The organism is Streptomyces sp. NPDC005962 (assembly GCF_040629205.1).
GTDB lineage: Bacteria > Actinomycetota > Actinomycetes > Streptomycetales > Streptomycetaceae > Streptomyces.
Genome location: NZ_JBEXVE010000007.1, coordinates 101,014 through 127,227 on the forward strand (window position 1 = coordinate 101,014; position 26,214 = coordinate 127,227).

The 26,214-nt window shown below is 71.5% G+C and carries 25 protein-coding genes; 17 read left to right on the top strand and 8 right to left on the bottom strand.

Annotated elements, in window-relative coordinates:
• Positions 1 to 67 precede the first annotated feature (67 nt).
• The 6 genes from ABZ370_RS14170 to ABZ370_RS14195 all read left to right on the top strand — a co-directional run bounded on the left by ABZ370_RS14170 (position 68) and on the right by ABZ370_RS14195 (position 6,941).
• The gene (locus ABZ370_RS14170; RefSeq protein WP_358620023.1) at positions 68 to 1,468 is read left to right on the top strand and encodes an FAD-binding oxidoreductase; all 1,401 of its coding nucleotides are present in this window, start codon (positions 68 to 70) and stop codon (positions 1,466 to 1,468) included.
• Positions 1,469 to 1,557: 89 nt separating this feature from the next.
• A complete protein-coding gene (locus ABZ370_RS14175) occupies positions 1,558 to 2,571 on the top strand; it encodes an ABC transporter substrate-binding protein (protein ID WP_358620024.1) in 1,014 nt (337 codons plus the stop codon).
• A 4-nt stretch (positions 2,572 to 2,575) separates the two neighbouring features.
• Positions 2,576 to 3,352: an ABC transporter permease gene (locus ABZ370_RS14180; RefSeq protein WP_358620025.1), complete on the top strand. Its 777-nt coding sequence runs from the start codon at positions 2,576 to 2,578 to the stop codon at positions 3,350 to 3,352.
• Positions 3,349 to 4,155 carry an ABC transporter permease gene (locus ABZ370_RS14185; protein WP_358620026.1) on the top strand — a complete coding sequence of 269 codons (807 nt, stop codon included), beginning with the start codon at positions 3,349 to 3,351 and terminating at the stop codon, positions 4,153 to 4,155. The genes ABZ370_RS14180 and ABZ370_RS14185 overlap by 4 nt, the downstream gene beginning before the upstream one ends.
• A complete protein-coding gene (locus ABZ370_RS14190) occupies positions 4,152 to 4,949 on the top strand; it encodes an ABC transporter ATP-binding protein (RefSeq protein ID WP_358620027.1) in 798 nt (265 codons plus the stop codon). Before ABZ370_RS14185 ends, ABZ370_RS14190 begins: the two co-directional genes overlap by 4 nt.
• Positions 4,950 to 4,967: 18 nt before the next feature.
• The gene (locus ABZ370_RS14195) at positions 4,968 to 6,941 is read left to right on the top strand and encodes a hypothetical protein (RefSeq protein ID WP_358620028.1); all 1,974 of its coding nucleotides are present in this window, start codon (positions 4,968 to 4,970) and stop codon (positions 6,939 to 6,941) included.
• Positions 6,942 to 7,021: 80 nt separating this feature from the next.
• Here ABZ370_RS14195 and ABZ370_RS14200 read toward each other — a convergent pair whose 3' ends face one another.
• The gene (locus ABZ370_RS14200; RefSeq protein ID WP_358620030.1) at positions 7,022 to 7,804 is read right to left on the bottom strand and encodes an SDR family oxidoreductase; all 783 of its coding nucleotides are present in this window, start codon (positions 7,802 to 7,804) and stop codon (positions 7,022 to 7,024) included.
• 44 nt (positions 7,805 to 7,848) lie between these two features.
• On the bottom strand, positions 7,849 to 8,604 hold the full coding sequence (locus ABZ370_RS14205) for an SDR family oxidoreductase (RefSeq protein WP_358620031.1): 756 nt from the start codon (positions 8,602 to 8,604) through the stop codon (positions 7,849 to 7,851).
• Between the two features lie 111 nt (positions 8,605 to 8,715).
• On the opposite strand from ABZ370_RS14205, the gene ABZ370_RS14210 reads away from it, so the two are divergent.
• From ABZ370_RS14210 to ABZ370_RS14230, 5 genes are read left to right on the top strand one after another with little or no spacing between them, the layout of a single operon-like run.
• Positions 8,716 to 9,636, top strand: a complete 921-nt coding sequence (locus ABZ370_RS14210; protein WP_358620032.1) for a fumarylacetoacetate hydrolase family protein — start codon at positions 8,716 to 8,718, stop codon at positions 9,634 to 9,636.
• 3 nt (positions 9,637 to 9,639) lie between these two features.
• Positions 9,640 to 10,458 (top strand): fumarylacetoacetate hydrolase family protein, encoded by an 819-nt coding sequence (locus ABZ370_RS14215; protein ID WP_358620034.1) that lies wholly within the window; start codon positions 9,640 to 9,642, stop codon positions 10,456 to 10,458.
• The gene (locus ABZ370_RS14220; protein ID WP_358620036.1) at positions 10,455 to 11,687 is read left to right on the top strand and encodes an amidohydrolase family protein; all 1,233 of its coding nucleotides are present in this window, start codon (positions 10,455 to 10,457) and stop codon (positions 11,685 to 11,687) included. The genes ABZ370_RS14215 and ABZ370_RS14220 overlap by 4 nt, the downstream gene beginning before the upstream one ends.
• Positions 11,684 to 13,165 carry a carboxylesterase family protein gene (locus ABZ370_RS14225; RefSeq protein ID WP_358620038.1) on the top strand — a complete coding sequence of 494 codons (1,482 nt, stop codon included), beginning with the start codon at positions 11,684 to 11,686 and terminating at the stop codon, positions 13,163 to 13,165. The genes ABZ370_RS14220 and ABZ370_RS14225 overlap by 4 nt, the downstream gene beginning before the upstream one ends.
• Before the next feature lie 20 nt (positions 13,166 to 13,185).
• Positions 13,186 to 13,713, top strand: a complete 528-nt coding sequence (locus tag ABZ370_RS14230; protein WP_358620040.1) for a carboxymuconolactone decarboxylase family protein — start codon at positions 13,186 to 13,188, stop codon at positions 13,711 to 13,713.
• Here the strand turns inward: ABZ370_RS14230 and ABZ370_RS14235 are convergent.
• On the bottom strand, positions 13,688 to 14,671 hold the full coding sequence (locus ABZ370_RS14235; RefSeq protein ID WP_358620042.1) for an alpha/beta hydrolase: 984 nt from the start codon (positions 14,669 to 14,671) through the stop codon (positions 13,688 to 13,690). The genes ABZ370_RS14230 and ABZ370_RS14235 overlap by 26 nt on opposite strands.
• Before the next feature lie 153 nt (positions 14,672 to 14,824).
• Here ABZ370_RS14235 and ABZ370_RS14240 point away from each other — a divergent pair, with 153 nt between their 5' ends.
• Positions 14,825 to 15,568: a GntR family transcriptional regulator gene (locus ABZ370_RS14240; RefSeq protein WP_358620043.1), complete on the top strand. Its 744-nt coding sequence runs from the start codon at positions 14,825 to 14,827 to the stop codon at positions 15,566 to 15,568.
• Between the two features lie 48 nt (positions 15,569 to 15,616).
• Here ABZ370_RS14240 and ABZ370_RS14245 read toward each other — a convergent pair whose 3' ends face one another.
• Entirely contained in the window at positions 15,617 to 16,441 is an 825-nt protein-coding gene (locus tag ABZ370_RS14245; RefSeq protein WP_358620045.1) for an SDR family oxidoreductase, read from the bottom strand.
• Between the two features lie 314 nt (positions 16,442 to 16,755).
• On the opposite strand from ABZ370_RS14245, the gene ABZ370_RS14250 reads away from it, so the two are divergent.
• Together ABZ370_RS14250 and ABZ370_RS14255 are read left to right on the top strand one after the other, a co-directional pair.
• Entirely contained in the window at positions 16,756 to 18,162 is a 1,407-nt protein-coding gene (locus ABZ370_RS14250; protein ID WP_358620046.1) for an FG-GAP and VCBS repeat-containing protein, read from the top strand.
• 188 nt (positions 18,163 to 18,350) lie between these two features.
• Complete coding sequence (locus ABZ370_RS14255; protein ID WP_358620047.1) at positions 18,351 to 20,207, top strand: cellulase family glycosylhydrolase; 1,857 nt, start codon at positions 18,351 to 18,353, stop codon at positions 20,205 to 20,207.
• A 47-nt stretch (positions 20,208 to 20,254) separates the two neighbouring features.
• On the opposite strand, the gene ABZ370_RS14260 is transcribed toward ABZ370_RS14255, so the two are convergent.
• Positions 20,255 to 21,238 (bottom strand): aldo/keto reductase, encoded by a 984-nt coding sequence (locus ABZ370_RS14260; protein WP_358620048.1) that lies wholly within the window; start codon positions 21,236 to 21,238, stop codon positions 20,255 to 20,257.
• A 268-nt stretch (positions 21,239 to 21,506) separates the two neighbouring features.
• Here ABZ370_RS14260 and ABZ370_RS14265 point away from each other — a divergent pair, with 268 nt between their 5' ends.
• The 3 genes from ABZ370_RS14265 (at position 21,507) to ABZ370_RS14275 (ending at position 23,177) form a co-directional block, all read left to right on the top strand.
• A complete protein-coding gene (locus ABZ370_RS14265) occupies positions 21,507 to 22,481 on the top strand; it encodes a carbon-nitrogen hydrolase family protein (protein ID WP_358620049.1) in 975 nt (324 codons plus the stop codon).
• 79 nt (positions 22,482 to 22,560) lie between these two features.
• Positions 22,561 to 22,800 (top strand): hypothetical protein, encoded by a 240-nt coding sequence (locus ABZ370_RS14270; RefSeq protein WP_014057435.1) that lies wholly within the window; start codon positions 22,561 to 22,563, stop codon positions 22,798 to 22,800.
• A gap of 2 nt (positions 22,801 to 22,802) precedes the next feature.
• Positions 22,803 to 23,177 carry a toxin Doc gene (locus ABZ370_RS14275; RefSeq protein WP_358620051.1) on the top strand — a complete coding sequence of 125 codons (375 nt, stop codon included), beginning with the start codon at positions 22,803 to 22,805 and terminating at the stop codon, positions 23,175 to 23,177.
• Between the two features lie 16 nt (positions 23,178 to 23,193).
• On the opposite strand, the gene ABZ370_RS14280 is transcribed toward ABZ370_RS14275, so the two are convergent.
• From ABZ370_RS14280 to ABZ370_RS14290, 3 genes are all read right to left on the bottom strand, one after another.
• The gene (locus tag ABZ370_RS14280) at positions 23,194 to 24,429 is read right to left on the bottom strand and encodes an MFS transporter (RefSeq protein WP_358620053.1); all 1,236 of its coding nucleotides are present in this window, start codon (positions 24,427 to 24,429) and stop codon (positions 23,194 to 23,196) included.
• Positions 24,430 to 24,441: 12 nt separating this feature from the next.
• Entirely contained in the window at positions 24,442 to 24,873 is a 432-nt protein-coding gene (locus ABZ370_RS14285) for a MarR family transcriptional regulator (protein ID WP_358620389.1), read from the bottom strand.
• A 174-nt stretch (positions 24,874 to 25,047) separates the two neighbouring features.
• On the bottom strand, positions 25,048 to 26,205 hold the full coding sequence (locus tag ABZ370_RS14290; RefSeq protein WP_358620390.1) for a beta-propeller fold lactonase family protein: 1,158 nt from the start codon (positions 26,203 to 26,205) through the stop codon (positions 25,048 to 25,050).
• Between the last annotated feature and the right edge of the window lie 9 nt (positions 26,206 to 26,214).

The following is a 26,214-nucleotide window of genomic DNA, read 5'->3' on the forward strand; positions in this document are numbered from 1 at the left end:
CGGACCCCTTGAAGCTGCAAAGTGTCGACAGTACTGTCCCGAGTCGAACCTTCGTGAGGAGACGGTCATGCACGGACTGCCCCACGGCGCGCTCGTCCCGCGCGGTGACGCGGCGTACGAAGGGGCCCGCCTCGACGCCGTCTGGAACGAGCGCAAGCCGAACCGGTATCCCGATGTCATCGCGCTGGCCGAGACCGAGCAGGACGTCGTCGCGGCCGTGCGCATGGCCCGCGACGCGGGGATGGCGATCGGAATACGCTCCGGCGGGCACAGCTGGGTGGGCAACGGCGTACGGGACGGCGGGATGCTGCTCGACCTCTCCCGCCTCCAGCACTTCTCGGTCGACCCGACGGCGCGGACGGCGAGCGTGCAGCCCGCGGTCACGGGGCCCGCCCTCCTCGACGCCCTCGCGCCGCACGGCCTGTTCTTCCCCACCGGACACGCGCCCACCGTCGGCCTCGGCGGCTTCCTCCTCGGCGGCGGCTACGGCTGGAACTCCCGCCGTCTGGGGCCTGCCTGCCTGAGCATCACCGCCGTCGACGTGGTCCTCGCCGACGGCACCCTGGTACACGCCACCGACGCGAGCCACCCGGATCTGCTGTGGGCGGCGCGGGGGAGCGGTCCCGGGTTTTTCGGCGCCGTCACCCGGTTCCATCTCGCCCTGCACGACGCCCCGCGCCGCATCCTGCGGACCGTCCACAGCTACCCGCCGGAGCTCCGCGACGAGGTGCTGGCCTGGTCGTACGACATGCTCGAAGCGCTGCCCCGGGAGGTCGAGTTCTCGGTGAAGGTCGGGTGGGGAGCCGGGGGCCTGCCCCCGGAAGGGCGCAGTGCGTCCGGTCCGGACGGTCCGGACCGGCGGACCGTCTCCGTCACCGCCACCGCCTTCTCGGACGGCGCGAACCCGCTCATCTCCCTGGAGGAGGCCCCCTTCCGCGACCGCGCCCTGCGCGCGGTGGTGGCCGCGGAGACCACCATGGCGGAGCTGTACGACTACGCCGACCGGATGACCCCGGCCGGACTGCGCTGGGCACTCGACGGGATCTGGAGCGACGCGCCCGCCAAGGAGATCCTGGACGCCGCACGGCCGTTGTTCGACTCCCTCCCCGACACCACCAGCCATGTGCTGTGGATGCTCTGGGGCGGCCATCCCGAGCGGGGAGACGCCTGCTGGTCCAGCCAGGCCAAGGTCTATCTCTCGCCCAACGCGGGCTGGTCCGACCCGGCGGAGGACCTGGCACACGAGCGGTGGGCGCACGGCCACCTCGCCGCCGTCCAGCACCTCTCCGCGGGCCTGCAGTTCTCCGACAACAACCTCGCCGACCGCTTCGACCACGGGCTCAGCCCGGCCAACGCGGCACGGCTGGAGGAGATCCGCACGGCCTACGACCCCGAGGGCCTGTTCCGCACGTACATGGCCCCCGCGGAATCCACCACCGCCTACGCCGCCGAGGCCCGGACGAGCTGACGCCGCGTCCCCGTCGCACCCGTCGCACCCGTCGCCCCCGGCGCCCCGCCGCACCCGTCGCACCCGTCGCACCAAAGGAGAGTCGCACCATGCAGACCTCGAGAATCACGCGGCGGCCGACGGGCCTCGCGCTCACCGCCTGTGCCGTCGCGCTGTCCCTGACCACCTCCTGCGGTTCCGGCTCCACCACCGGGGCGACGAGCGCCGACGGCAAGGCGAAGATCACCGTCCTGCGCTCCAACGGCGCGATCTTCGAACCGCTCTACCTCGCCCAGCAGCAGGGCTACTTCGAGGACGCCGGTCTGGACGTCACCATCAAGGCGGGCGCGCAGGACACCTCGCAGAACGCGCCGTCCGTTCTGGGCGGCGAGGCCCAGTTCGCGATGACCGACAGCTCCGGCTTCCTGAAGGGCGCCGCCCAGGACATGCCGATCCGCATCGTCACCGGCCTGCAGTCCGCCACGACGAGGACGGCTCCCACCGATGGCCTGCTGGTGAAGAAGGACAGCCCCATCAGGTCGTTCGCCGATCTGGAGGGGCGGACCGTCGGTATCTCCGCGCTGGGCGGCACCATCCAGTTCATCTGCGAGTACCTGGTGGAGAAGGACGGCGGCGACCCGTCGAAAGTCAAGTTCGTCGCCCTGCCGACCTCCTCGCTCACCGACGCCGCCACGTCCGGCAAGACGGACGCCGTCTTCTCCTTCGGGCCGTTCTACTTCGCGGGCAAGGAGAGCGGACTGCGCTCCATGGGGAACGGGATGAACGACCTGCCCGGCATGGTGCAGGGAGTGCTGTTCGCCGGACAGCGGTATCTGTCCGCGAACGCCGCCACGGCGAAGAAGTTCACCGGCGCCGTCGCCAAGGCCATCACCTACGCCAACGAACACCCGGGGGCCGTCAAGGCGATCGACAAGAAGTACACCGAGGTGCCCGACGAGTTCATCGACGCGCACGACACCAACTACTACGACAAGAACCTCGACACCGCCGTCATGCGTACGGTCATCACGAAGATGCACACCTTCGGCCTGCTCGACAAGGCACCGGCCGACGATGCCGTGTACTGGGACCAGGCGCCGACCGTCACCGCCGGCGGGGAGTAGCGCGATGGTGCGGATACGGCTGCTTCAGCTCGCCGCGTTCGCGGCCGTGGCGGCGCTCTGGGCACTGATCGCGGCGGCGCGCGTGGTGAGTACGACCGCGCTGCCGGGACCGGCCGCCGTCGCCGGGGCGCTCGGCGACCTCGTCGGCAGCGGCACGTTCTGGCAGGCCGTCGGCGACACGCTGCGGGGCGCCGTCACCGGACTGGCGGTGGCCGTCGCCGTGGGCATCCCCGTGGGCCTGGTGACCGGGGTGTACGCGGCCGCCGAGGAGTCCTCGCGGCTGCTGATGGAGATCCTGCGGTCCTTCCCGGTGATCGCTCTGCTGCCGGTGTTCCTGCTGGTCCTCGGCTCGACACCGGGTATGAAGGCCACGGTCGTCTTCATCGCCTGCGTCTTCCCGGTGCTGCTCCAGGCCCAGTACGGCGCCCGCGCCGTCACCCCGGCCGTGCACGAGACCGTACGGGCCTACCGCGTCCCGCGGCTGCTGCGCTTCCGACGGGTGATCCTGCCGGGCGCGGTGCCGTCCATTATGACCGGGCTGCGGCTGGCCGCGACCACCTCCGTCCTGGTGGCCATCGGTGTCGAGGTGCTCACGACGCTGCCGGGCATCGGCCACCTGGTCATGGAGTCGCAGCAGGCCGGGGCCTCGGACCGGGCGTACGCCTGCATCCTCACCGCGGGCGCCATCGGCTACTCGATCACCCTGCTGGCACAGCTCGCCGAACACCGGCTGCTGCGCCGACGCCCGCCGTCGCACACCGAAGCGGGGGCGGAGCGATGAACCGCGCGCCCGTCAAAGCGGCCGTTCGCCAACTCTGGTTACCGGCACTGGCAGGCGCCGTCCTGCTCGTCGCGACCGCGGGCAGCACCAGCTTCTACTTCCCGCCGCTGACCGAGGTCCTCACCGTCCTGTGGAGCGAACTCACCGGCGGCGGCCTCCTCGGCGATCTGTGGTTCAGCCTGCGCGACATCGTGCTCGGACTGGCCCTCGCCACCGTCGTCGGTGTCGGCGCGGGGCTGGTCATCGGAGACGTACCCATCCTGCGGCTGGCAACCGGGCCGCTGCTCGACTTCGCCCGCGCCACGCCGACCGTGGGTTTCGTACCCGTGATCATCCTGACCCTGGGCATCGGCGCGGGCCCGAAGATCTTCCTGATCTTCCTGGGCTCGGTGTGGCCGATCCTGCTCAACACGGTCAGCGGAGTGCGCGCCATCGGCCCGGCCGTGCACGAGGCCGCGCGCGGATACCGCATCCCCTGGTGGCTGCGCCTGCGCCGGGTCGTGCTGCCCGGCGCCCTGCCGCAGATCCTCGCCGGTGTCCGGGTGGCCCTGTCCGTCGCCGTCGTCCTCATGGTCGTCGGCGAGATCTACGGATCGGCCGTGGGCCTCGGCAACTTCATCCTGCGCAGCGGATCGAGCTTCCACGTCGCCGAGACCTGGGCCGGCACGATCCTGATCGGAGCCCTCGGCTACGTCCTGAGCGCACTGCTCCTGCTGGTCGAGTACGCACTGCTGGGCTGGTACCACCAGCGCGCACCACACACCCGCCGGGCCGTCGAGAAGAGCAACGGAGCCGCCGTATGACACGCGGACGCAGTCTGTACGTCGAAGACCTCGGCGTGAGCTTCGGCCGGGGCGCGCACGAGCACCGGGTGCTCGCGAGTCTGTCCCTGCGCGTGGACCCGGGGGAGGCCGTGTGCGTCGTGGGCCCCTCCGGCGCGGGCAAGACGACCCTGCTGCGCTGCCTCGCCGGGCTCACCCGGCCGACATCCGGCGCGGTGCGCTACGGCGACGAGCCGCTGACCGAGCCGCACACCGACATCACCGTCGTCTCCCAGGACTACCGGGGCTCGCTGCTGCCCTGGATGCGGGTCTGGGACAACGTGGCCTTCCCGCTCCAGGGCCGGGGCGTGAAGAAGTCCGTACGCAGGCGGCGGGCGCTGGAGTGCCTGGCCACCGTCGGACTCGCGGACGTCGGGGACCAGTACCCCTGGCAGCTCTCCGGCGGTATGCAGCAGCGGGTGGCGATCGCGCGCGGACTCGCCTACGACGCCCCCGTACTGCTGATGGACGAGCCGTTCGGCTCCGTGGACGCCCAGGCCCGCTTCGACCTGGAGGACCTGACGCTCCAGCTGCGCCGACGGCTGGGCATCACCGTCATCGTCGTCACCCATGACATCGACGAGGCCGTCTACCTCGGTGACCGCGTGATCGTCCTCGGCGGAAAGCCGACCGGCGTCCTCGACACGCTGACCGTGCCGCTGGGCCCGGAGCGCGACCAGCTGTCGACCCGGGCGGACCCCCGGTTCGCCGAGCTGCGCACACGCGTGCTCGCGCGCATTCGCCGGTCGGCCCTGCCTGAAAAACAAGTGCAGTGAGACATAAGGGAGTTCACCGTGGAACCCACTCGTGAGGTCACCTACCGGGCCCGCCCCCGCGCCCTGCTCGTGGCCGTCGCCGCAGCCCTGTCACCCGCCCTCGCCGCACCGGCCGCACAGGCCGCGCCGCGTCCCCGGACCACGACCGGCGGGCGGATCACCGTCGCGGCGGGGGAGACCCTGGAGCTGACGAAGACCACCCGGGCCCAAGTCCTCGCCATCGAGGAGGGCGGGGCCATCACCGCCCCGGAGGGATACAGCCTGACGCTGACCGTCAACGGCGCGGAGACCGGCGCCGAACTCGCCACGCTCACCGACGGCCACGGCGGAGCCGCCACCGCGATAGCCGCCGGTACCTACCGGGGCAGGGTCGTGCTCACGGTCGCGGAGGCCACCCCGGTTGCCTTCAGCGACCTGACCTTTCCCTTCCGTCAGGCCCTGTACGTGGACGCCGACGGGGTGGACGAGGCGAAGTCCGTCCCCTCCGGGGTCCTGGGCGGCACCGTCACCGACACCGGTGCGCGCGACATCGCGCTCCTGTCCAACGGCGAGTCGTGCAACGGGGTCTACGTCACCGGCGGCGGCACGTACACGCTCACCCACCCGAAGATCGCCTTCGCGGGCAACGGGCGCTGCGACTTCATCGGTTACGGCGCCTCCGTCGTCGGCACCGGCGAGGGCACCACCCTGGTCCTGGACGGCGCCACCATCCGCAACGAGGGCGTCGTCCGCACCGCGGTCATCGCCGACGCCACCGCCAACGTCATCGTCAAGAACTCCACCGTGCACTGCGCCGACGGCACCGTTCCCGAGGAGTATCCGGCCTCGGGCACCGGAGACACCCGGTACATGGTCACCGTGCCGTGGATGCTGGGCCTGTCGGGCAACGTACGGGCCACCAATCTGCTCGGCTCGCGCACCAGGGCCTCGTACATCAACTCCCGGATCTCGTCCGAGAAATGGGGCGCGCTGTCCGTCGACGGCGGCAGCGACTGCACGCTCACCGCCATCAACAGCACGATCGCCAACACCGGCGGTCAGGGCTACGGCTCGTACGCCATCGGCAACGTCACCGAGCACTTCCTCGGCTGCCGGTTCCACGTCGGCGACTACGCCCTCATCCACTGGGGCGCCTCGGCCCACTACGGTGACAGCACCAGGAAGGCGGTCGCCGCCCTCAACACCTCGCTCGAACTCGGACTGACCGCAGGTGAGTTGAGCAATCTGCCGGAGCGGGCGACGACCGTCGACGCCGGGCGCTTCATGGTGCTGTGGTACGCGGCGGGGAGCGTCACCATCGACGGCGGCACCCGGGTGCGGACGGGCGGGACCGCGTTCATGTGCAAGGCGGTCGCCGGGTCCCTCACCGTGGACGGCTCCCGGGGCGCCTCGATCAGGCCGGGCAACGGCGTCGTCTTCCAGCTCATGGACACCGACCGGCCGGGCAGCGTCACGGTGTCGGGCAAGCCGTGGAAGACCGAGACCATCGGCACCTACACCGAGCCCACCGGAGCGCCCGCCAAGTCGCCGAGCTGGGATGCCACCTCCGCCCACGCCACCGACGCGAAGGCCGCCTTCACGGACATCGAGCTGAGGGGAGACTTCTACAACGCTGTCCGGGGCGGTGGCAACGCGAACCTCCAGGGGCAGAACCTGAACCTCACCTTCACCCGCTGCACCGTGCGCGGCGTCATCTCCGCCACAACCGTCAAGCACAGGGTCGCCACCATCACCTCGGCGGAGTACCGGGAGATCAGCGAGGTGGCCAACACCCCGGGAGCGGTGGTCAACAACGGTGTCATCGTGGCCCTGGGCGCCGGTTCGGCATGGACGGTCACCGGGACGTCCCACCTGAGCGCGCTGACCCTCGCGGACGACGCCGCCGTCCACGCCCCGCCCGGCCAGACCGTGACCCTGACGGTCGACGGCACGGTCACGGAGCTGAGGGCGGGCGGCTCGTACACGGGAGCGCTCACGCTGACCGTGTCGTAAAGGCGGACACGAACCGGCCCCCGGGGGATGCGAACCGTGTTCCCGGGGGCCGGAGTTTTCGCGGGGAGCCGGTGTGCCGCCTACGCCCCGATCATGTTGTAGCCACCGTCGGCCACCAGGAAGCCGCCGGTGATGTGCTGCGCGTCCTCGGTGGCGAGGAACAGGGCGGCCCCGGCCAGTTCCTCGGGCTCGGGGATGTGACCCATCGGGGTGGCGGCCCGGAGCTGGTCGCCGCGGCCGTTCTTCCAGTCCTCGCGGCCGAGGGTGGCCGGGGTCTCGATGAAGCCGGGCGCGAAGACGTTCACCCGCACATCCGGTGCGAAGGCGTGGGCGTAGGACTTGGTGAGGCCGATGATGCCGTACTTGGCGGCCGCGTACTGGGGCGCGCGGGCGCTGCCGCGCACCACCACCGTGGAGCCGATGTTGACGATGGCGCCCCCGCCCTCCTGCCGCAGCATCCGCGCCCCGAACTCGTGCGTGCACAGCAGCGTGCCCTTGACGTCGACCGCGAGCACATGGTCGACGGACTCCTCGGTGAGGTCCCGCCAGGACATCTGCTCACGGGCCACGTCGCCGACGTTGTTGATCGCCACGTCGAGGCGGCCGAAGCGGTCCCACACCTCGTCGGCCAGACGCCGGATCTGGTCGTGCTCGGAGATGTCCGCCTGGACGACGAACGCCTCGCGTCCGAGTGCCGTCACCCGTTCGGCCGTCGCCCGCGCGCCCGCGCGCGAGCCGCGGTAGTGGACCGCGACATCGGCGCCCTCCCGCGCCGCCCGTACGGCGATCTCGGCGCCGAATCCGGTGCCCGCGCCGGTGACGAGGACGGTCTTGCCCATGAAACGTTCGGGGACGGCATTCATACGGTCTCCAGGAGGATGGTGGACAGCAAGGGGGCCCGCCCGGGTCAGACGAGGGTGCGGCCGCCGTCCGCGTACAGCACCTGCCCGGTGACGAACGCGGCCTCGTCGGAGGCGAGGAAGAGAACGGGGCCGGTGAGATCCGCTGGGCGGCCGAGGCGCCCGGCGGGGACGAGCGCCTCCAGGGACGCGCGCATACCGGGCCGGGCGAGGTACTCACGGGTGAGGTCGGTCTCGGTGTAGCCGGGGGCGACGGCGTTGACGGTGACGCCGCTCGACGCCCACTCGCGCGCCATCACCCGCATCAGCTGGTTGACGCCGCCCTTGGCGGCCGCGTACGGGGAGTGGTCCCGGTGTGCGAGCAGCCCCGAGACGGAGGACAGGTACACGATCCGGCCGTATCCGGCGGGCACCATCACCGCGCCGACGGCCCGGCCCAGCCAGAAGGCGCTGTCGAGGGTGATCGCGGTGATCCGCTCCCACACCTCGTCGGGCGTATGGAGCACCGGTCGGCGGTCGTTGACGCCCACCGCGTGCACGAACACATCGATGCCGCCCAGGAGTCCGGCCGCGTCGGCGACGGCGGAGCGGCAGGCGTCCGCCGAGGTGAGATCGGCGGGCAGGCCGTCGACGGACCCGGGACCGGCGTCCTCCGCCGTGGTCCTGTGCAGTTTCGCCTCGTCGACGTCGAGGACGAGCACCCGGGCGCCCGCTTCCGCAAGGGCCCCCGCCACCGCGGACCCGATGCCGCCCGCTCCGGCGATCAGCGCACGTGTACCTGTGAAGTCCCATGGCGTCCGCATGTTCCGGACCGTACGTCACGCTCTGAATTGTGTCCACACTTCGCGCACCTCTTGACGGTCATTCCTGCCCAATGCACGCTGTCTGTCGACAGTTGAGGGAGGTCGGGGTCTATGAAGCTGGTGACGTTCGACGCGCGGACCACCGCCGGTTCCGGCGCGGGGCTGGTGGGACGGCTCGACGGCGGGACGGTCGTGGAACTCGATGTGCCGTCCACCCGTGCGTACTTCGAACGTGGGGGACAGGTGGGCGAGACGGGGCGGACGTTCGCTCTCGCCGACGTACGGCCACGCGCGCCGATCGTGCCGAAGAAGTTCTTCCACACGGCCGGGAACTTCCGGGAACACCATGAGGACCTGGCCCGCGTGAACTGGTCCCACCCGGTCAACAAGGGCATCGTTTTCTTCCAGAACGTCGACGCCATCATCGGCCCCGACGAGCCGATCGTGTACCCGGCGAACCTCACCCAGGAAGTCGACTACGAGCTCGAACTCGCCGTGGTCATCGGCAGACCCGGCCGGTTCTTCTCCGCAGAGCAGGCGGCCGAGCACATCGCGGGCTATCTGGTCTTCAACGACATCACGGCCCGGGACATCCAGCGCCGGGAGATGGAGTCGGGCGTCTTCTCCTTCTCCAAGGCCATCGAGACCTTCTGCCCGATCGGCCCGTACCTCGTCACCGCCGACGAGATCGACGATCCGCACGACCTCGACATGGAGCTGAGGGTCAACGGCGACGTACGCCAGAAGTCGAACACCTCCCGCATGTCGGTGTCGATCCCGCAACTGGTCGCCTACCACTCCCCGCAGACCTACAGCGCGGGCGACATCATCACCACCGGCACGGTCGCGGGCGTCGCGGCGAGCACCGCGGACCCGTTCGCCCACTACCTCCGGCCGGGCGATGTCGTCGAGGCCGAGATCGAGGGTCTTGGCGTGCTCCGCAACCCGGTGGTGTCCTGGGAGGACGCCTACGGGAGCCCGGAACCGTCCGCCGAACCAGGGGCAGGCGCCCGGCGACCGGGGAGGGGGTGAGCCGTGCGCATCGCCCGGCTCACCGGCCGCCCGGTTCTGCTGACCGACGAGGGCGCCATCGATGTGCCCGACCACCTCGCGGACGACGTCCTCGCCCGCTGGGACGACATCCTCGCCTGGTCGCCCACCGCGACGGGTGGGCGCCCGTACAACCCGGCCGACCTCCGGGCGCCGGTCGAAAGCGCCCGCCAGATCTTCGCCGTCGCCCTCAACTACCGCCCCCACACGGCCGAGGCCGGGTACGAGGAACCGGCCTCGCCCCTCGTCTTCACCAAGTTCCCGACCTGCCTCACCGGCCCGTACGCCACGATCGCCCTGCCGCCGGGACACGTGGACTGGGAGCTGGAGCTGGTCGCGGTCATCGGCCGCGCGGCACACCGCGTACCGGAGGAGAAGGGCTGGGACCCGGTCGTCGCACTCACCGTCGGGCAGGACATCTCCGAGCGGATCAGCCAGCTCGCGGGGAGCCCGGCGCAGTTCTCGCTCGGGAAGTCGTATCCGGGGTTCGGCCCCATCGGGCCCGCCCTCGTGGGTCTCGACGAACTCACCGACCGCGACGACCTGGAGCTGATCTGCGAACTGAACGGCGAGACCGTGCAGCACGACCGCACCGCGAACATGATCTTCCCGATCCCCCGGCTCGTCTCGTACCTCAGCGCGTTCTGCACCCTGCTCCCCGGCGACCTGATCTTCACCGGCACTCCGGCGGGCGTGGGCAACCGCCGGGTGCCGCGGCGGTTCCTCACCCCCGGCGACGAACTGGTCAGCCGCATCGGCGGAGTCGGCGAGATGCGGCACCGCTTCAGGAGGGCGACCCCATGACCCCCGAATCCACCTCCACCCTCTTCACCGGCGTCCAGGTCTTCGACGGCACCGGGCGCGACCCTTTTCGCGCCGAGGTCCTCGTCGAGGGCAACCGCGTCACCGCCGTCGCCGACAACGTTCCCCGCGACCTGCGGGACGGGGCCCGGGTGATCGACGGAGGCGGTGGCACCCTGCTCCCCGGGCTCGTCGACGCCCACGCCCACCTCGGCTTCGGCTCCACCGTGGAACACCTCTCGCGGCGCCGCGACGAGCCCGACGAGGAGAAGGCGCTGCTCGTGGCGCACGCCGGACGGGTCCTGCTCGACCACGGCATCACCAGCGCGTACTCGGGCGGCAACCGGCTCCCCCGCACCGAGACCGCCGCCCGCAAGGCCTTCGCCGAGGGCTGGATGCCGGGGCCGCGCCTGAAGGCCGCCTCCTGGGAGGGCAGCGCGGGCATGGTCGAGCCCGGCGTGTACGACTTCCCCGGCGTCGACGGGCGCGCCTCCGACCCGGGGGCCGTCTCCCGTTTCGTCACGGACATGGCCCAACTCGGCGTGGACATCGTCAAACTGTCGCTGTCCGGGGAGAGCGCGGTGGTCCAGGGCACCTCACGGGTCGTGCAGTTCACCGACGAGGAGGTCGCCGCGGCCGCGCACACCGCGACGCGGCACGGCCTCTGGCTCACCGCGCACGCGCACGCCGCCGAATCGGTCAAGATGGCCGTACGCCACGGTGTCCGCGCCGTCTACCACTGCACCTTCGCCGACGAAGAGGCCCTGGACCTCGTCGGAGCCGCCCGCGACCGGCTGTTCGTCGCCCCGACCCCGGGCATCATCCACGCCAACCTGTACGACACCGGCAGTGAACCCGAGCCCGGCATGGAGGTCCGGGCCACCCACGACGCCGTACGCCGGGTCGTGCCCGAACTGGTCGCCCGAGGCGTCCGCGTCGTCCCAGGCGGCGACTACGGCTTCGCCTGGAACCCGGTCGGCCGCAACCCGCGGGACCTGGAGCTGTTCGTCGACTGGTTCGGCTTCACCCCGGCCGAGGCGCTGCGCGCGGCGACCGGGTACGGCGGGCAGGTCATGGGCATGGGCGACGAACTCGGGCTGGTGCGCGAGGGGTTCCTCGCCGATCTGCTCCTCGTCGACGGCGACCCGCTGGACGACATCCGCGTCCTCCAGGACCGCGACCGGCTCGCGGTGATCATGAAGGACGGCCGTGCGCACAAGGTGGCGGGGTGACCCGCGTGATCCGGGCCCGTACGAACGCCGGACGGCTCGCCGGGCGGTGGGACGGGGACGTGGCCGCCTTCCGCGGCATCCCCTTCGCCGAGCCGCCCGTCGGAGACCTGCGCTGGCGGCCCCCCGGACCGGTCACCGCCTGGGACGATGAGCGGCCCGCGTACGACGTCGGCCCCGCGCCCCTCCAGCCGCAGCCGTCCCGCGACTCGATCATGTTCCACACCAACTTCGCCGACCGGCGCGCGCTGGTGATGAGCGAGGACTGTCTCTATCTGAACGTATGGACGCCGGAACCGTCCGGCACATCGGGCGGCCTGCCCGTCATGGTGTGGGTCCACGGGGGCGGCAACCGCTACGGCCACGGCGGGCAGGAGATCCACGACGGCCGCGCCCTGGCACGCCGGGGCATCGTCGTCGTCACCCTCAACCACCGGCTCGGCGCCCTCGGCTTCCTCGCCCACCCGGGCCTGGCCGCCGAGGACGAGCGCGGCGCCTCGGGCAATTACGGGCTGCTCGACATCGTCGCCGCCCTGACCTGGGTACGGGAGAACGCCGCCCACTTCGGCGGCGACCCCGGCCGGGTCACCCTCGCCGGGAACTCCGCCGGTGCCGCCCACCTCTGCCACCTCATGGCCTCGGCGGCGGCCCGGCCCCTCTTCCACGCGGCCCTCGGACAGAGCGCCTCCGGCGTCGGACGGGCGGAGGGACCGCTCCCGGACCAGGCCGCCGCACAGGCGCACGGCCTGTGCTGGGCCGGGGAGTTCGGGGACCGTGACATCACCGGGCTGCGCCGGATCAGCGGTGCCGAGCTGATCCTCGCCGGACACTTCGGGCCGGTCGTCGACGGACGCCTGCTCACCGAGCCCACCGACGACGTCTTCGGCACCGGGCGCCAGCACGCCGTACCGCTGCTGGTGGGCAGCAACGACGACGAGGGATCGGCGTACGCCACCCTCGACGTCCTGCGGCGGCTGCCCGCCCACTCCGGCATCGGCGCGCTGTACCCGGTGCGGGACGCGGACGAGGCCTGCCGTACGGCACGGAGGTTCACCGGGGAGAGCCGCTTCACCTATCCCGTGTGGCACTGGGCGCGGGCACACAGCGGTCGCGCGCCGACCTGGATGTACCGCTTCACCCGGACCCCGCCGCTGCCGCCGGGACTCGACCTGGCCCCGCCGCGCGACGGACTGCCCGGCTACGGCGCGCACCACACCGCCGAACTGCCCTACGTCCTCGACAACCTGGACCGGCGCTCCTGGCACTGGACCGCCGTGGACCGCGAACTGGCCCGCGTGATGGCGGACACTTGGGCGCGCTTCGCCACCACCGGCGACCCGAACGGCGGTGCGCTGCCCACCTGGCGCCGCTTCACCGCCACGGAGGCCATGGTCTTCGGTGACACGGACCCGGCCCGCCCCGGCCATCTAGAGCGCCCCGACGCGATGCGGCTGCTGGCGAACCTGCCACGTCCGCTGTGACCTGGTGAAAGGAATGTCCCGTGGCCCGAATCCCCGACGGCGACGCCGACGGCGCAGGCGTGATCGCCGACCGCATCCGCGAGCGCCGCGGCGGCACCCTGCACCCCCTCGACCGGATGCTTCTGCACAGCCCGCGGCTGGCCGACGGCTGGAACAGCCTGCTCGGCGCCGTACGACAGCGCATGGCACTGCCCGACGACATCCGTGAGCTGGTGATCCTGCGGATCGCCGTCCTCAACCGGGCGCCGTACGAATGGGCCGCGCACGAGGGACCGGCCCGGGCGGCGGGCCTCGGAGACGCCGAACTCGCGGCGCTGCGCGAGGAGGACCCGCCACTCGACCCACGTCGGCGGAGGGTCATCGCGTACACCGACGCGATGACCCTCGACGTTCAGGTCCCGGACGGGCTCTTCGACGCCCTGCGGCCCCACTTCACCGACGCGGAGCTGGTCGAACTGACCGCCACCGCGGCCGCGTACAACATGGTGTCCCGCTTCCTGGTGGCCCTGCACATTCAGGAGGCTAGCGGGAGTTCGCGCACCTCCTGAGGAAGGAGCTGAGCAGGCGGTTCCACTGCACGGACTGCTCCCAGTGCGCGTTGTGCCCCGCCTCGCGGACCACCTGGAACTCCGCGTGGCGCAGATGCGGGAGATGGAGCCGCATCATCGACGGCGGGCTGTACAGATCGCCGTCCCCGGCGATGAGCTGGACCGGCATGGCCAGGGACTCCAGCGCGTCCCAGGTGATCGTGTTCGTCAGCGACTGGGGGAACGCGTCGGAGGTCCTGGCACGGGCGTTGATCTCCAGCCAGGCCGCGACCCCGTCCCGGTCACCGGCGCGGTACGAGGGGCCCAGCTCCCTGAAGTCGACGGGCATCTCGCCGAAGGGAGCGGGCTGGATCGCCTCCTCCAGCTCCGCGTACTCCGCGTCCTGGACGCCCGCCTTGCTGCCGGAAACGGTGAGGCCGTACAGCCGCTCCCCGTACGACAGGGCGTAGTCGACGGCCACGATCCCGCCCGCCGCCGAGCCGGACAGATGGAAACGGTCCAGTTTCAGGAAGTCGGCGAGGGTGTTGAGGTCGCCGGACGCGGTGCCCGCCTCGGTCTTGCTGCCCGCCACCGAGCCGTACGCGCCACGCCGCGAGTAGCCGATGACCCGGAAGCCCGCCCCGGCGAGCACCGGCTGCTGGTACGGCCAGCTCTCGCCGCTGCCGGAACCGGGATGGCACAGGATGACGGGCCGCCCCCGGCCGCCGGTGTCCCAGCACCACAGGGTGCCGCCCCCGGAGACGGGCACCCGGTGCTCCGTCACCGGTACCTGCTCGGGGACGGGCACGGGCACCCAGGCCCCCTCCGCCGGGGAACCCGCGCCGGAGGCCGACGAGGGCGTGGCGGCCGCCCGCCCCGCTCCAGCGGACGTCAAGGCGGCGAGTGCGGCACCGCCGACGAGGGCACGTCGGCCGAGCGCGGCCCCCTTGCCCTGCCCGGGCGTGCGGTGAGTGTGCATGGTTCCTCCTGGCAGTCATGGAAGTGGAGGGCTGGAAGGCCTCAAGGGCCGTCGTCTGTCGACAGGTGGCACGGATCGGGGATGAGGGTCGAACTAGAGGTGCGATAGTGTCGACACCATTGAATTGGCTGTGAACGGGGAGAGGATTGCCGCATGAGCGATGAGGACACGCATGTCGTGCTCGCGCGTCTGCTGCGGCTGCGGGACCGGCGCGAGCCGATGGTCTGGCAGATCGCCGAATGGGTGGGGTCGGGCATCATCGAGGGCCGCCTCGAGCCCGGTCAGGACCTCAACAGCGTGGAGCTGTCACGCCGCTTCGACACCAGCCGGACGCCCGTGCGCGAGGCCCTGATGCTGCTCGAACAGGAGGGCCTGGTCGAGATGAAGGCGCGGCGCAGGCCCCGGGTCGCCGCGCCCTCGCCCCAGGACATCCGGGACATCTACCAGGTCCGGCGCCAGTTGCTGTCGATGCTCGCCGGGCTGCTCGTCGAGCGCGCCACCGACGAGGAGCTGGCCGGACTGCGCGCCAGGGTCGAGGAGATGAGAGGGCTCGCCGACGGAGGCGATGTGGACGCCTACTTCTGGAGCCATGTGCGGCTCCAGGAGCGGATGACCGAGATCGTCGGCAACGCCACCCTGAAGCAGATCCTCGACTCCCTCGCCCTGCGCACCCTGATGCTGCGCCATCTGAGCCTGACCCGGTCCGGCCGCCTCGCCTACAGCGTCGACGACCAGGAGCGCCTGCTCCAGGCCTGCGAGGAGCGGGACGGGGAACTGGCGTCGGCGCTGATCGCGGGGGCGACGGTCCGCGCGCTGCGGGCGGTCGAAGAGCAGTTGGAGCAGGACGCCGGACAGGCGCGGAAGCCGACGCGGCGGCGCCGGGCCGCCGCCTCCTGAGTCGCGGGCCCTGTCGTACGGGACGGTCGCAGGGGACTGCCGGGGCGCTCACGTGGCCAGCACCCCGCCGTCCACGGGGAAGTTGCCGCCCGTGACCCACGCCGATTCGTCGGACACCAGGTAGACGGCACACCATGCGATGTCCTCGGGTGTGCCGACCCTGCCCAGGGGGATGCGCGCGAGCAGGGCTTCGCGGGCGGCGCCCTCGTGGGCACCGGCCGACTCGGTGGCGGGGGTGCGGACCATGCCGGGGGAGATGGTGTTGGCGCGGATGCCCGCCGGGCCGCCCTCGACGGCGAGTTGGCGGGTGAGCCCGAGGACCGCCGACTTGCCCGCGCAATGGGCGACCATGCCGAAGGTGCCGCTGCCGCGGAAGGCGTTCACCGAGGCGAAGTTGACGATCGAGCCGCCCCCGCTCGCCACCATGTGCGGCCACACGGCCCGGACCGGCAGGAAGACGACATCGACCTCGCCGCGCAACGTCGGCGCCCACTGCGCGTCGAAGTCCATCTCCGCCGCACTCGCCAGGTGGGGAGCGATCGCGCCCGCGGTCACCAGCGCGTCGACCCGCCCGCGCCGTGCGTACGCCTCGTCGGCGAATCTCCTGGCGTCGGCGGGCACGGACATGTCGAGCGGTGCCAGCACATCGACCCGCCCTCCGCGCCCGGCGGCCAACTCGCGGGTGCGCTCGGCCGCGTCCGCGTCGATGTCGCAGCCGACGACGGTCGCGCCCTGGTCCGCGAAGAGCAGCGCACACCCCCGGCCGATCCCGGCGCCCGCGCCGGTGACGAGAGCGACCTTGCCGGAGAGCCTGCCGGGCGCCACGAGACCGGGCGCCACGAGATCCGGGCGCCCGCGCCGGGAATCGGTCATGCCGTCCTCCTTGGCCGATTGGCCGAACCTGTCGAGGCCTGCTGTATGCGGCGTCGAGCGTAACCGCACACAGCGCACAGTGTCGACACTAGGCGAAAATAGCAAGGCTTTCTCTCCATTTTGGCCTTAACTGTCGACACTGTTCCCCTCATGCGTCCCCCTAGGGGATTACCTGGGTTTCGCTGTGCAACCGTTGGGCGACTCCGGCTGTCCTGATGGGTGTACTTGAGGTAAACGCTCCTCAACGAGCTGGAGGATCTGTGCGGTCCCGTTCCCTTTCCACCGTCGCGCGCTGCGCGACGGTGGTCGCTCTTGTGACCACCCCCGTCTTACTCGCCGCACCCGCGGCAGGCGCCGCCGAGGCGCGTACCACCACCGCGGCCTCCGCGCCGCGGGCCGACTTCAACAAGGACGGATACGCCGACCTCGCCGTCTCCGCGCCCGCCGGAACCGTGGACGGCAAGGCCAAGGCCGGTTATGTCGCCGTCGTCTACGGCTCGGCCTCCGGTGCGGCCACCGGCCACCGGCAGATCATCAGCCAGGCCACCGAGGGTGTCCCCGGTGACCCCGACGCCTCGGCGTACTTCGGAGGCCGGACGGTCGCCCGCGACCTGGACGGCGACGGCTACACGGACCTGGCGATCGAGGTCGGCGACAAACCGGCCGTCACCGTCCTGTGGGGCTCGGCAAACGGCCTGACCGGCGGCACCCAGCTGCCCGAGGGCGACGGCGACAACTTCGGCTCCAGCATCATCGCCGGTGGCGACTTCAACGGCGACGGCCACGCCGACCTGGTCGATCAGGTCATCGTCAACAAGGGCTCGGATTTTGACGAGAGGACCGGGCTGCGCGTCCGGTTCGGACCGTTCAACCGCGCGGGCGAAGCGGCGGGGAGCGCCACCGTCGACACCTACAAGATCGACCGGCCGACCAGCCTGACCGCGGGCGATCTCAACGGCGACGGCAAGGACGAACTCGTCAGCACCCATGCCTTCGAGGAGATGTCCGAGGACACCCTCGTCTGGAAGGGCGGCACGGACGGGCTCGGGAAGACGCCCACCAAGCTCACCGACGCCGCCACCACCGCCATCGGCGACGTCGACAAGGACGGCTACGGTGACCTGATCATGCGTACCGTCCCCGACAACGTCGTCGAGGAGCTGCCGTACGACCACGGCACGCTCAAGGTGTTCTACGGCACCGCGTCGGGTCCGAGCACCACTCGCACCAAGACCATCGACCAGAACACCGCGGGCGTTCCGGGCGTCAACGAGGACGGCGACCAGTTCGGCTACTCGCTCAGCGCCGGGGATGTGAACGGCGACGGCTACGCGGACGTCGCGGTCGGCATCCCGTACGAGGACCTGGAGGCCGGTCAGAAGGACGCGGGCAGCGTCGTCCAGCTGTACGGCGGTTCGGGCGGACTGTCCGGCACCGGCGCCCAGGCGTTCACCCAGGACACCGCCGGGGTCCCGGGGGTCGCGGAGGCGGGCGACCGCTTCGGCGCCGCGGTGCAGCTCGCCGACACCAACGGCGACGGCGCGGACGACCTCTCCGCAGGTGCCCCCGACGAGGACGGCGCCTACACCTCCAGCGGTGCCGCCTGGGTGCTGCGCGGCAAGGCGGCCGGTCTGACGACCGACGGCATTGTCTCCTTCGGGCCCGACACGCTCGGCGCCCCGGAAGCGGGTGCCTTCCTGGGCAGCGGTTACTCGCGGTAATCTGAACGCCGCGAAGGCTCGCGGACGCTGAACGATTCACCATGCGCCACTAGTTGACGATTCCTCATGTCTACTGGACGGTAGTGTCCATGGCGACGCATGCGACGCGAGGCACCGCGACTTCAGTCATACGGAACGGCCGGTCCCGAGCGGGCCGAACAGGGCTGCTCGGGGCGGCCGTTCTGCTGGTGGCCGCGATCGTGGCCCCCGGCACCCCGGCGGCCGCCGCCGAGACGCCCTGGTTCGACGGACGGGCCGCGGACGAGGTGACCACGGACGGGGCCCGGTTCGCCGACGGCCACGGCCGCGAGGTCGTGCTCCGCGGCTTCAACGTCTCCGGCGAGACCAAACTGGAGGAGAACAACGGCCTCCCCTTCGCGGGCGTCGCCGACGCCCGGAAATCCGCCACCGCGATGCGGAACCTGACCGGCGCGAACTCGGTGCGCTTCCTGCTCTCCTGGGCCCACGCCGAACCCCGTCCCGGCGAGGTGGACACCGGCTACCTGGAACAGGTCACCGCCCAGATGAAGGCCTTCCTCGACGCCGGAATCCGGGTCTACCCCGACTTCCACCAGGACCTCTACTCCCGCCACATCTTCGACAAGGACAGCTGGTACAGCGGCGACGGCGCCCCGAAGTGGGTCGTCGACGCGGGCGGCTACGGCAAGGAGTCCTGCGGCATCTGCGCCCACTGGGGCCAGAACATCACCCAGAACCAGGCCGTCATGAAGGCCACTCGCGACTTCTGGCACAACCGCGCCCTGACCATCGGCGCCGGGACGGTGCGCGTCCAGGACGCCTTCCTCGCCACCGCTCAGAAGACCATGTCCTACCTCGCCGGACACCTCCCCGCCGACGCGTTCGCCCGCGTCTCCGGCTTCGACCCGCTCAACGAGCCCTACGCGGGCGTCTACGATGACGGCCAGAACAGCCGCACCTGGGAGAAGAACGTGCTGTGGCCGTTCTACGAGAAGTTCCGCGCCCGCATGGACGCCGCGGGCTGGCAGGACAAACCCGCCTTCGTGGAGCCCAACATGTTCTGGAACTCCAACCTGGACTTCCAGCGCCAGGAGGGCGGGCTGCTCGACACCGGAAAGCCCGGCTCCCGCTATGTCTTCAACACCCACTACTACGACCAGAAGGCCATCTCCGGCATCTTCATGCCCGGCAAGGCCGCCGACGGCCAGTACTCGACCGACTTCGGCGCCGTCCGCGACCGTGCCACCGCCCTGAACACCCCCGCCGTCATGAGCGAGTTCGGCCATCCGCTCACCGGCTTCACCTCCGACAAGGCGCCCACCGTCCTCAAGGGCATGTACCAGGCGCTCGACTCCCGCCTGCCCGGCGCCACCTGGTGGAGCAAGCCCGCCACCTCCGGCCCCGTCCTCTCCTCCAACCAGTGGCAGTGGGACCTCTACAACGGCCGCCACCGCGAGGCGATGAACGGCAACACCTCGAAGGTCCTCACCGAAGGCGACGCCTGGAACGACGAGGACCTCTCGGCCGTGCGGCTCGACGACTCCGGCAACGCCCAACTGCGCCAGGACGCCCGGCTGCTCGACCGCCTCTACCCGCGCGCGGTGGCGGGCCGCACGCTCGCGTTCACCTTCGAGGACCGCTCACGCGACGGCAGCACCACCCTCAGCTGGGACCGCATCCCCGGCTCCCTCCCGAACGTCGCCAAGCTCACCGGCTCCGGCCGCTACGGAATGCTGGTGTGGCGCTCCGACGGCGACACCGACGCCCCCACCGAACTGCACCTGCCCCGCGACTTCGACCCCGCCACCACCACCGTCGTCTCCGACCTGAGCACCGTCACCGGCCCGCCCGCGTACACCGCGCAGGGACACACCGCCGACCACCCCATCGCCACCGCCGCCGAGCCCGGCGGCACGGATGCCCGCCGTCTGGTGCTCTCCGCACCCGGCGAAACCGGCACCCTGCACTACGCCCTGGTCGCCGACGGCACCGCCGCCCCCTCCGCTGAACTGCGCGCCGCCGCCCAGCAGGAACTGACCCGATGGGCGGCGGCCGGGGGCTTCTGAGGCATCAGCCCGGCAGGCGTCAGCCCCGGCAGCACCTCACCAGCGCCTCACCAGCGGTGGTGCACCTGCGCCCGAATCCGCCGGTCGTACAGCTCGCCGATGGCGTCCAGAGCGGACTGCTCCAGCGGCGGGAGCGCCGCTGCCGCCGCGTTCGCCTCGACCTGCCGGGGCGAGCGCGCGCCGGGGATCACCGAGGTCACCCCGGGCTGCTGGACGATCCACCGCAGCGCCGTCTGCGCGGCGGTGGCGTCCTCCGGCGCCAGCTTCCCGAATTCCGCCGCCGCCTCGACGCCCTCCTCGAAGTCCACCCCCGAGAAGGTCTCGCCCTGGTCGAACTTCTCGCCGTGCCGGTTGTACGTGCGGTGGTCGTCGTCGGCGAACAGCGTGTCCTTGCCGTACCTGCCCGACAGCAGACCGGACGCCAGCGGCACCCGCGCGATGATTCCCACCCCCGCCTCCGCCGCTGCCGGAACCACCTTCTCCAGCGGCTTCAGCCGGAACGGGTTGAGGATGATCTGCACACTCGCCGTCCCCGGCCGCGCGATCGCGGTCAGCGCCTCCTCACAGGTCTCCACGCTGACCCCGTACGCCGCCACCCGCCCCTCGTCGACCAGCGTGTCCAGCGCGTCGAACACCGCGTCGGTGGCGTACACCGACGACGGCGGGCAGTGCAACTGCACCAGATCGAGCGTGTCCATACCCAGGTTGGCCCGTGAACGGTCGGTCCACGCACGGAAGTTGTCCAGCGTGTAGTTCTCCGCGACCTGCGGGACCCGCCGCCCCATCTTGGTGGCCACGAAGATCCCGGCGTCCGGCCGGTCCCGCAGAAAGCGCCCGATGAGCTGCTCGCTGCGCCCGTCCCCGTACGCATCGGCGGTGTCGAAGAACGTCACCCCCGACTCGACGGCCGCCTCCAGCACGGCCAGGGCCTCCGCCTCGCTGACGTCGCCCCAGCCCGCGCCCAGCTGCCAGGTCCCCAGCCCGACGACGGAGACCTCGCGGCCGGTCCGGCCGCACACCCGCTGCTCCATGGTGACGCTCTCCTCCCGCGATTCCCGCGATTCCGCGATCTTCTGTGATCTCGTGTGATCTCGTGTGATGCGGCTCACCGTACCCTCACCGGCCGTGCACCGTGCCGTCGGCCTGATCGCATCGGCCCGATCGTCGGGGACGCCCTCTCGCGGACGGCCCCCGGCGCCCGGTAGCGTGGCGGGCATGCTTTGACGCCCGCCCCGCGCCCGGGGTCCACCGCCCACTCCTTCGCCTCCGCTTCATCAGCCGACGAAGGAGAGACCCGTCATGACCACCCTGACCGTCGCCCTGCTCCAGCTCGCCCCTCCCGGCCGCGACCCGCGGGCGAACCTCGCCACCGGTGATGCCGCCTGCCGCCGGGCCAAGGCCATCGGCGCGGACATCGCGCTCTTCCCCGAGATGTGGAGCAACGGCTACCGCCCGGCCGTCGCCGACCAGGCCACCGGCGAGCTCTACCGCCACCCCGGGCTGTGGGACGGCACGCCACCCGCACCGCCGCTGCCCGCGCCCGAGGCCGTCTGGGGCGATGACGCGATCACCCGCGACGGGCCCTTCGTCGCCCACTTCCGCGAGCTGGCGGCCGAACTCGACATGGCGATCGCCCTCACCTATCTGGAGCGGTGGGACGGCCCGCCGCGCAACACCGTCTCCCTCATCGACCGCCACGGCCGCCTCGCCCTCACCTACGCCAAGGTGCACACCTGCGCCTTCGACCTGCCCGAGGCCGCCCTCACCCCGGGGGACGGCTTCGAGGTGTGCGCCCTGGACACGGCGGTGGGCGAGGTCATGACGGGGGCGATGATCTGCTACGACCGGGAGTTCCCGGAGAGCGCCCGGACCCTGATGCTCGCCGGGGCGGAACTCGTCCTCACCCCGAACGCCTGCGATCTGGAGATCAACCGGATCGGCCAGTTCCGGGCCCGCGCCTACGAGAACATGACCGCCCTGGCCATGGCCAACTACGCGGGCCCCGGATGGGGGCACTCCCTCGCCTTCGACGGCATCGCCTTCGCCGACGGGCACTCCCGGGACATGCTCGTGATCGAGGCGGGCGAGGCCGAGGGGATCTACCCGGCGTACTTCGACCTCGACGCGCTCCGCGACTACCGGCGCCGCGAAACCTGGGGGAACGCGTTCCGGCGCCCCGCCGCGTACCGAGCCCTGACCGGTCATGAGGTGCGCGAGCCGTTCGTCCGGGTGGACCGGGGAGGTGCCCGGCCACCCGGCGCAGACGCTCCGTAAGCCTTGTCGAGTACCTACAAAAACACCATGTGAGCTGGGGCGATTGCCGACGCGGTACCCGACAAGTAGGGTGTGCCGCATGTCAGCACTCAACGTGGAATTCAGCGATCGGGAACTTGAGGACCTCCGCCAGATCGCCAAGGAACGCGGTACGACGATGAAGGCCCTCGTCCGCGAGGCGACCGTCGCCGACATCGCCCGCCACCGCGCCCTGCAGGAAGGCGCCGAGGTCTTCCGGCGCTTCTTCGCGGACAACGCGGACGCCTTCGCGGACGCGTTCCCGGACGACGAGCACCGGCACCCGGGACAGGCCGCCTGACGATGCCGCCGCTGCACATCGACATCCCGTGGCTGCTCCAGCGCCATGAGGAGGTCCTGCCCGAACAGCCGGCCATCTCCGACTACTCGGGGCTGGTCGCCGCCGTGGCCCGCCACCGCGTCGACCCGCCGCGCCTGGGTGTCGATCCCGACCCGGCGTGGCGGGCCGCCGCGCTGCTGCACACGCTCGCCACGCTCAGGCCGCTCCCGGCGAGCAACGCGCGCTTCGCCAGTGCGACCGCCGTGGCCTATATGCACGCGTCCGGCGAGGGCATCGACCCGCCGTACGGCGCGCTGATCGACCTGGTCCGCGACATCCTGTCCAGCAAGGCGGACGTCTTCGACGCGGCCGGGCGCATCCGCTCCTGGCGCATCTGACCATGGCGTACGCGCCTCAGGCGGCAGGAGCCGGGGCGGCCTCGGCGGCCTGCCCTTCCGCCGCCTGCGCCCGTTCCGCCTCGGCGAGCAGCGAGTGGCCGGTGGCCAGGACGACGATGCCGAGGGCGACGGCGGCGGCCCCGACGTAGAACGGGGCGTGCACCCCGAAGCGCTCGGCGAGCCTGCCCGCGGCGTACGGGGCCAGCCCGCCGCCGATGAAGCGGACGAAGCCGTACGCGGCCGAGGCGACGGGCCGTTCGACCGGCGCGACGGTCATCACCGCCTGGGTGGTGATGGTGTTGTTCACGCCGATGAAGGCACCGGCCACGACGACCGCCGCGATCAGCGTCGTCCTCGAGGTGGTGAACACCGCGATGACGAGGATGTCGACGGCGAACAGCGCCAGGTTCAGATACAGCGCGCGGGCTATGCCCAGCCGGGCCTGCAGCCAGGGCGCGCCGAAGACGGCGAAGAAGGCGACGAACAGGCCCCAGCCGGTGAAGACATAGCCCAGCTCATGGGCGCCCAGGCCCATCGGGTAGGGCGCGTAGCCCAGCACCGTGAAGAAGCCCCAGTTGTAGCAGAGCGCGGTCAGCCCCATGGTGAGCAGTCCGCGGTGGCGCAGCGCCTTCAGCGGGTCCATGACCGAGGCGCGCCGCACCGGGGCGGGAGTGGGTTCGACGAGCACGATGGTCGCGATCAGGGCGATGGCCATCAGGACCGACACCCCGAAGAACGGCCCGCGCCAGCTGATGCCGCCGAGTTCCCCGCCGAGCAGCGGGCCGACCGCGATGCCGATGCCGAGCGCTGTCTCGTAGAGGATGATGGCGCCCGCGAAACCGCCGCTGGCCGAGCCGACGATGACGGCGAGCGAGGTCGCGATGAACAGGGCGTTGCCCAGTCCCCAGCCCGCGCGAAAGGCGACGATCCCGTCGATGCCGCCGGACGCCCCCGCCGCCGCGCTGAAGAGCACGATGAGCACCAGACCGGCGACCAGGGTGCGCTTGGCGCCGATGCGGCTGGAGACGAAGCCGGTCACCAGCATGGCCACCGCCGTGACCACCAGATAGCTGGTGAACAGCAGCGACACCTGACTGGGCGTGGCGTGCAGCTTGCTGGAGAGGGCGGGCAGGATCGGATCGACGAGGCCGATGCCCATGAAGGAGATGACACAGGCGAAGGCGACCGCCCAGACCGCCTTGGGCTGCTTGAAGGGGCCGGCGGTGCGCGAATCAGCGGACAAGGCGGACAAGAAGGGCTCCGTTCAGGAAGCGGAATTCCCCGGGGGCCTGCGGGTCCGCCCCGCACCTGCCGCCAGCCGCTGGAGGGCGGGGGCCGCGGCGCGGACGGCGGCGGCGAGCGCCTGTTCGTCCTCGGGGGGCAGGGTGGCGAGCAGTCCGGCCAGCCGGGCGGTACGGTCGCCGCGCCGTTCGGCGAGCAGGGTGCGCCCGCCGTCGGTGACGGCCACCAGCACCACGCGCCCGTCGTGCGGATCGTCGACCCGGGTCACCAGGCCCTGCCGCTCCAGTCGCTGGATCAGCTGGGTCATCGAGGGCTGGCTGACGCCCTCGTCGGCGGCGAGTGCGGTGAGCCGGGCCGGGCCCTCCCGGCTGAGGCGGCCGAGCGTGGAGGCGGCGGTGAAGCTGATGTCCCGGGTGGCCAGATGGCGCACCGCGAGAAACGCCAGCTGCTCCAGCGCCTCCGCGACCTCCTCACGGTCCGCGGCGGCCTCGGCCTCCGGAGAGGCCTGCGGCGAGGTCCCCGGTGAGGTCTCCGGCGAGTCGGACTGATGCGTGTACTCCACACGTACATACGTATCACGGGTCTATATAGGCGGGCTATACATCAGCGCCAGATGATGACGCCGGGCTCAGCGGAAGATGCCGGTGTGGCCGAGGGAGTAGCGGCCCGGCTGCGGATAGACGGCGAGCCCGTGCGGGCCGCCGCCCACCGGGATACGGGCGCGGAGCCGCCCGGTGCGGGTGTCGATCGCGTACACCTCGCCGTCGTAGCGGCCCGAGAGCCACAGCACCTTGCCGTCGGAGGACACACCGCCCATGTCGGGGCTGGTGCCACCGGGCAGCCGCCAGCGGCCGGTGAGCTTGCCGGTCTTGAAGGACAGCAGAGAGACGGTGCCCTCGCCGCGGTTGGAGATGTAGAGGGTTCGGGAGTCCCGGCTGACGTAGAGGCCATGGGTGCCCTTGCCGGTGGGCAGCAGCCGGGGGCGGCGGAAGGTGTCGCCGTTCAGGACCCACACCCCGTTCGCCACCATGTCGGCGATATACCAGGTCTTCCCGTTCGGCGAGATCTTGACGTCCTGCGGCATGGCCCCCGCGAGCGGCAGCCGCTGCCGGCCCACCACCTTCATCCGGGCCGTGTCCACCTTCAGCAGCTCGCCCGAGAACTCGCACGAGACGATGAAGTAGCGCCCGTCGGGGGAGAAGTCCGCGTGGTTGACGCCGAGGCACGGCACCGGCACCGACTTCACCACCCGCATGGTGTGCGCGTCCCGGAACACCAGGGTCCGGTCCTTGGAGGCCATCACCACGGCGTGCTTGCCGTCCGGGGTGAAGTAGAGGTTGTACGGATCGTGGACATCCACCGGGCGGCCCACCCGGCCGGTCGCCGGATTGATCGGGGTGAGGCTGTTGCCGAGGTCGTTGTTGACCCACAGCGTCTTCAGATCCCACGACGGCACCACGTGCTGCGGCTGGTGGCCGACCCGGAGGGTGCGGACCACCTTGTACGTCTTCGGGTCGATCACGCTCACCGTGTCCGACAGCGTGTTGGGCACGTACACCCGCGACGGAAAGCCCTTCACCGCCCGCGACAGCCTCCCCGGCCGGTCGGCCGCGTACAGGTCATGCGGATCGAGCGGCGCGGGCATGCCCGGCAGCAGCCGGGCCCGGGCCGCCTTCTCGGCCGCGGACCGCACCTGGGCCGAGGGGTGCGGCGCCGCCGACTTCCGCGGGTGGGAGGCGTGTTCGGGGGAGGACGCACAGGATGGCACCGCCGCACAGCACAGCAGCAGCGCCGC

Bases quoted from the DNA above. Each gene is read 5' to 3' on its own strand.
- ABZ370_RS14180 (WP_358620025.1), top strand. From the start codon at position 2,576: ATGGTGCGGATACGGCTGCTTCAGCTCGCCGCGTTCGCGGCCGTGGCG.
- ABZ370_RS14260 (WP_358620048.1), bottom strand. From the start codon at position 21,238: ATGGAGCAGCGGGTGTGCGGCCGGACCGGCCGCGAGGTCTCCGTCGTC.
- ABZ370_RS14245 (WP_358620045.1), bottom strand. From the start codon at position 16,441: ATGACCGATTCCCGGCGCGGGCGCCCGGATCTCGTGGCGCCCGGTCTC.
- ABZ370_RS14170 (WP_358620023.1), top strand. From the start codon at position 68: ATGCACGGACTGCCCCACGGCGCGCTCGTCCCGCGCGGTGACGCGGCG.
- ABZ370_RS14175 (WP_358620024.1), top strand. From the start codon at position 1,558: ATGCAGACCTCGAGAATCACGCGGCGGCCGACGGGCCTCGCGCTCACC.
- ABZ370_RS14205 (WP_358620031.1), bottom strand. From the start codon at position 8,604: ATGCGGACGCCATGGGACTTCACAGGTACACGTGCGCTGATCGCCGGA.
- ABZ370_RS14265 (WP_358620049.1), top strand. From the start codon at position 21,507: ATGACCACCCTGACCGTCGCCCTGCTCCAGCTCGCCCCTCCCGGCCGC.
- ABZ370_RS14240 (WP_358620043.1), top strand. From the start codon at position 14,825: ATGAGCGATGAGGACACGCATGTCGTGCTCGCGCGTCTGCTGCGGCTG.
- ABZ370_RS14270 (WP_014057435.1), top strand. From the start codon at position 22,561: ATGTCAGCACTCAACGTGGAATTCAGCGATCGGGAACTTGAGGACCTC.
- ABZ370_RS14275 (WP_358620051.1), top strand. From the start codon at position 22,803: ATGCCGCCGCTGCACATCGACATCCCGTGGCTGCTCCAGCGCCATGAG.
- ABZ370_RS14190 (WP_358620027.1), top strand. From the start codon at position 4,152: ATGACACGCGGACGCAGTCTGTACGTCGAAGACCTCGGCGTGAGCTTC.
- ABZ370_RS14185 (WP_358620026.1), top strand. From the start codon at position 3,349: ATGAACCGCGCGCCCGTCAAAGCGGCCGTTCGCCAACTCTGGTTACCG.
- ABZ370_RS14200 (WP_358620030.1), bottom strand. From the start codon at position 7,804: ATGAATGCCGTCCCCGAACGTTTCATGGGCAAGACCGTCCTCGTCACC.
- ABZ370_RS14235 (WP_358620042.1), bottom strand. From the start codon at position 14,671: ATGCACACTCACCGCACGCCCGGGCAGGGCAAGGGGGCCGCGCTCGGC.
- ABZ370_RS14210 (WP_358620032.1), top strand. From the start codon at position 8,716: ATGAAGCTGGTGACGTTCGACGCGCGGACCACCGCCGGTTCCGGCGCG.
- ABZ370_RS14220 (WP_358620036.1), top strand. From the start codon at position 10,455: ATGACCCCCGAATCCACCTCCACCCTCTTCACCGGCGTCCAGGTCTTC.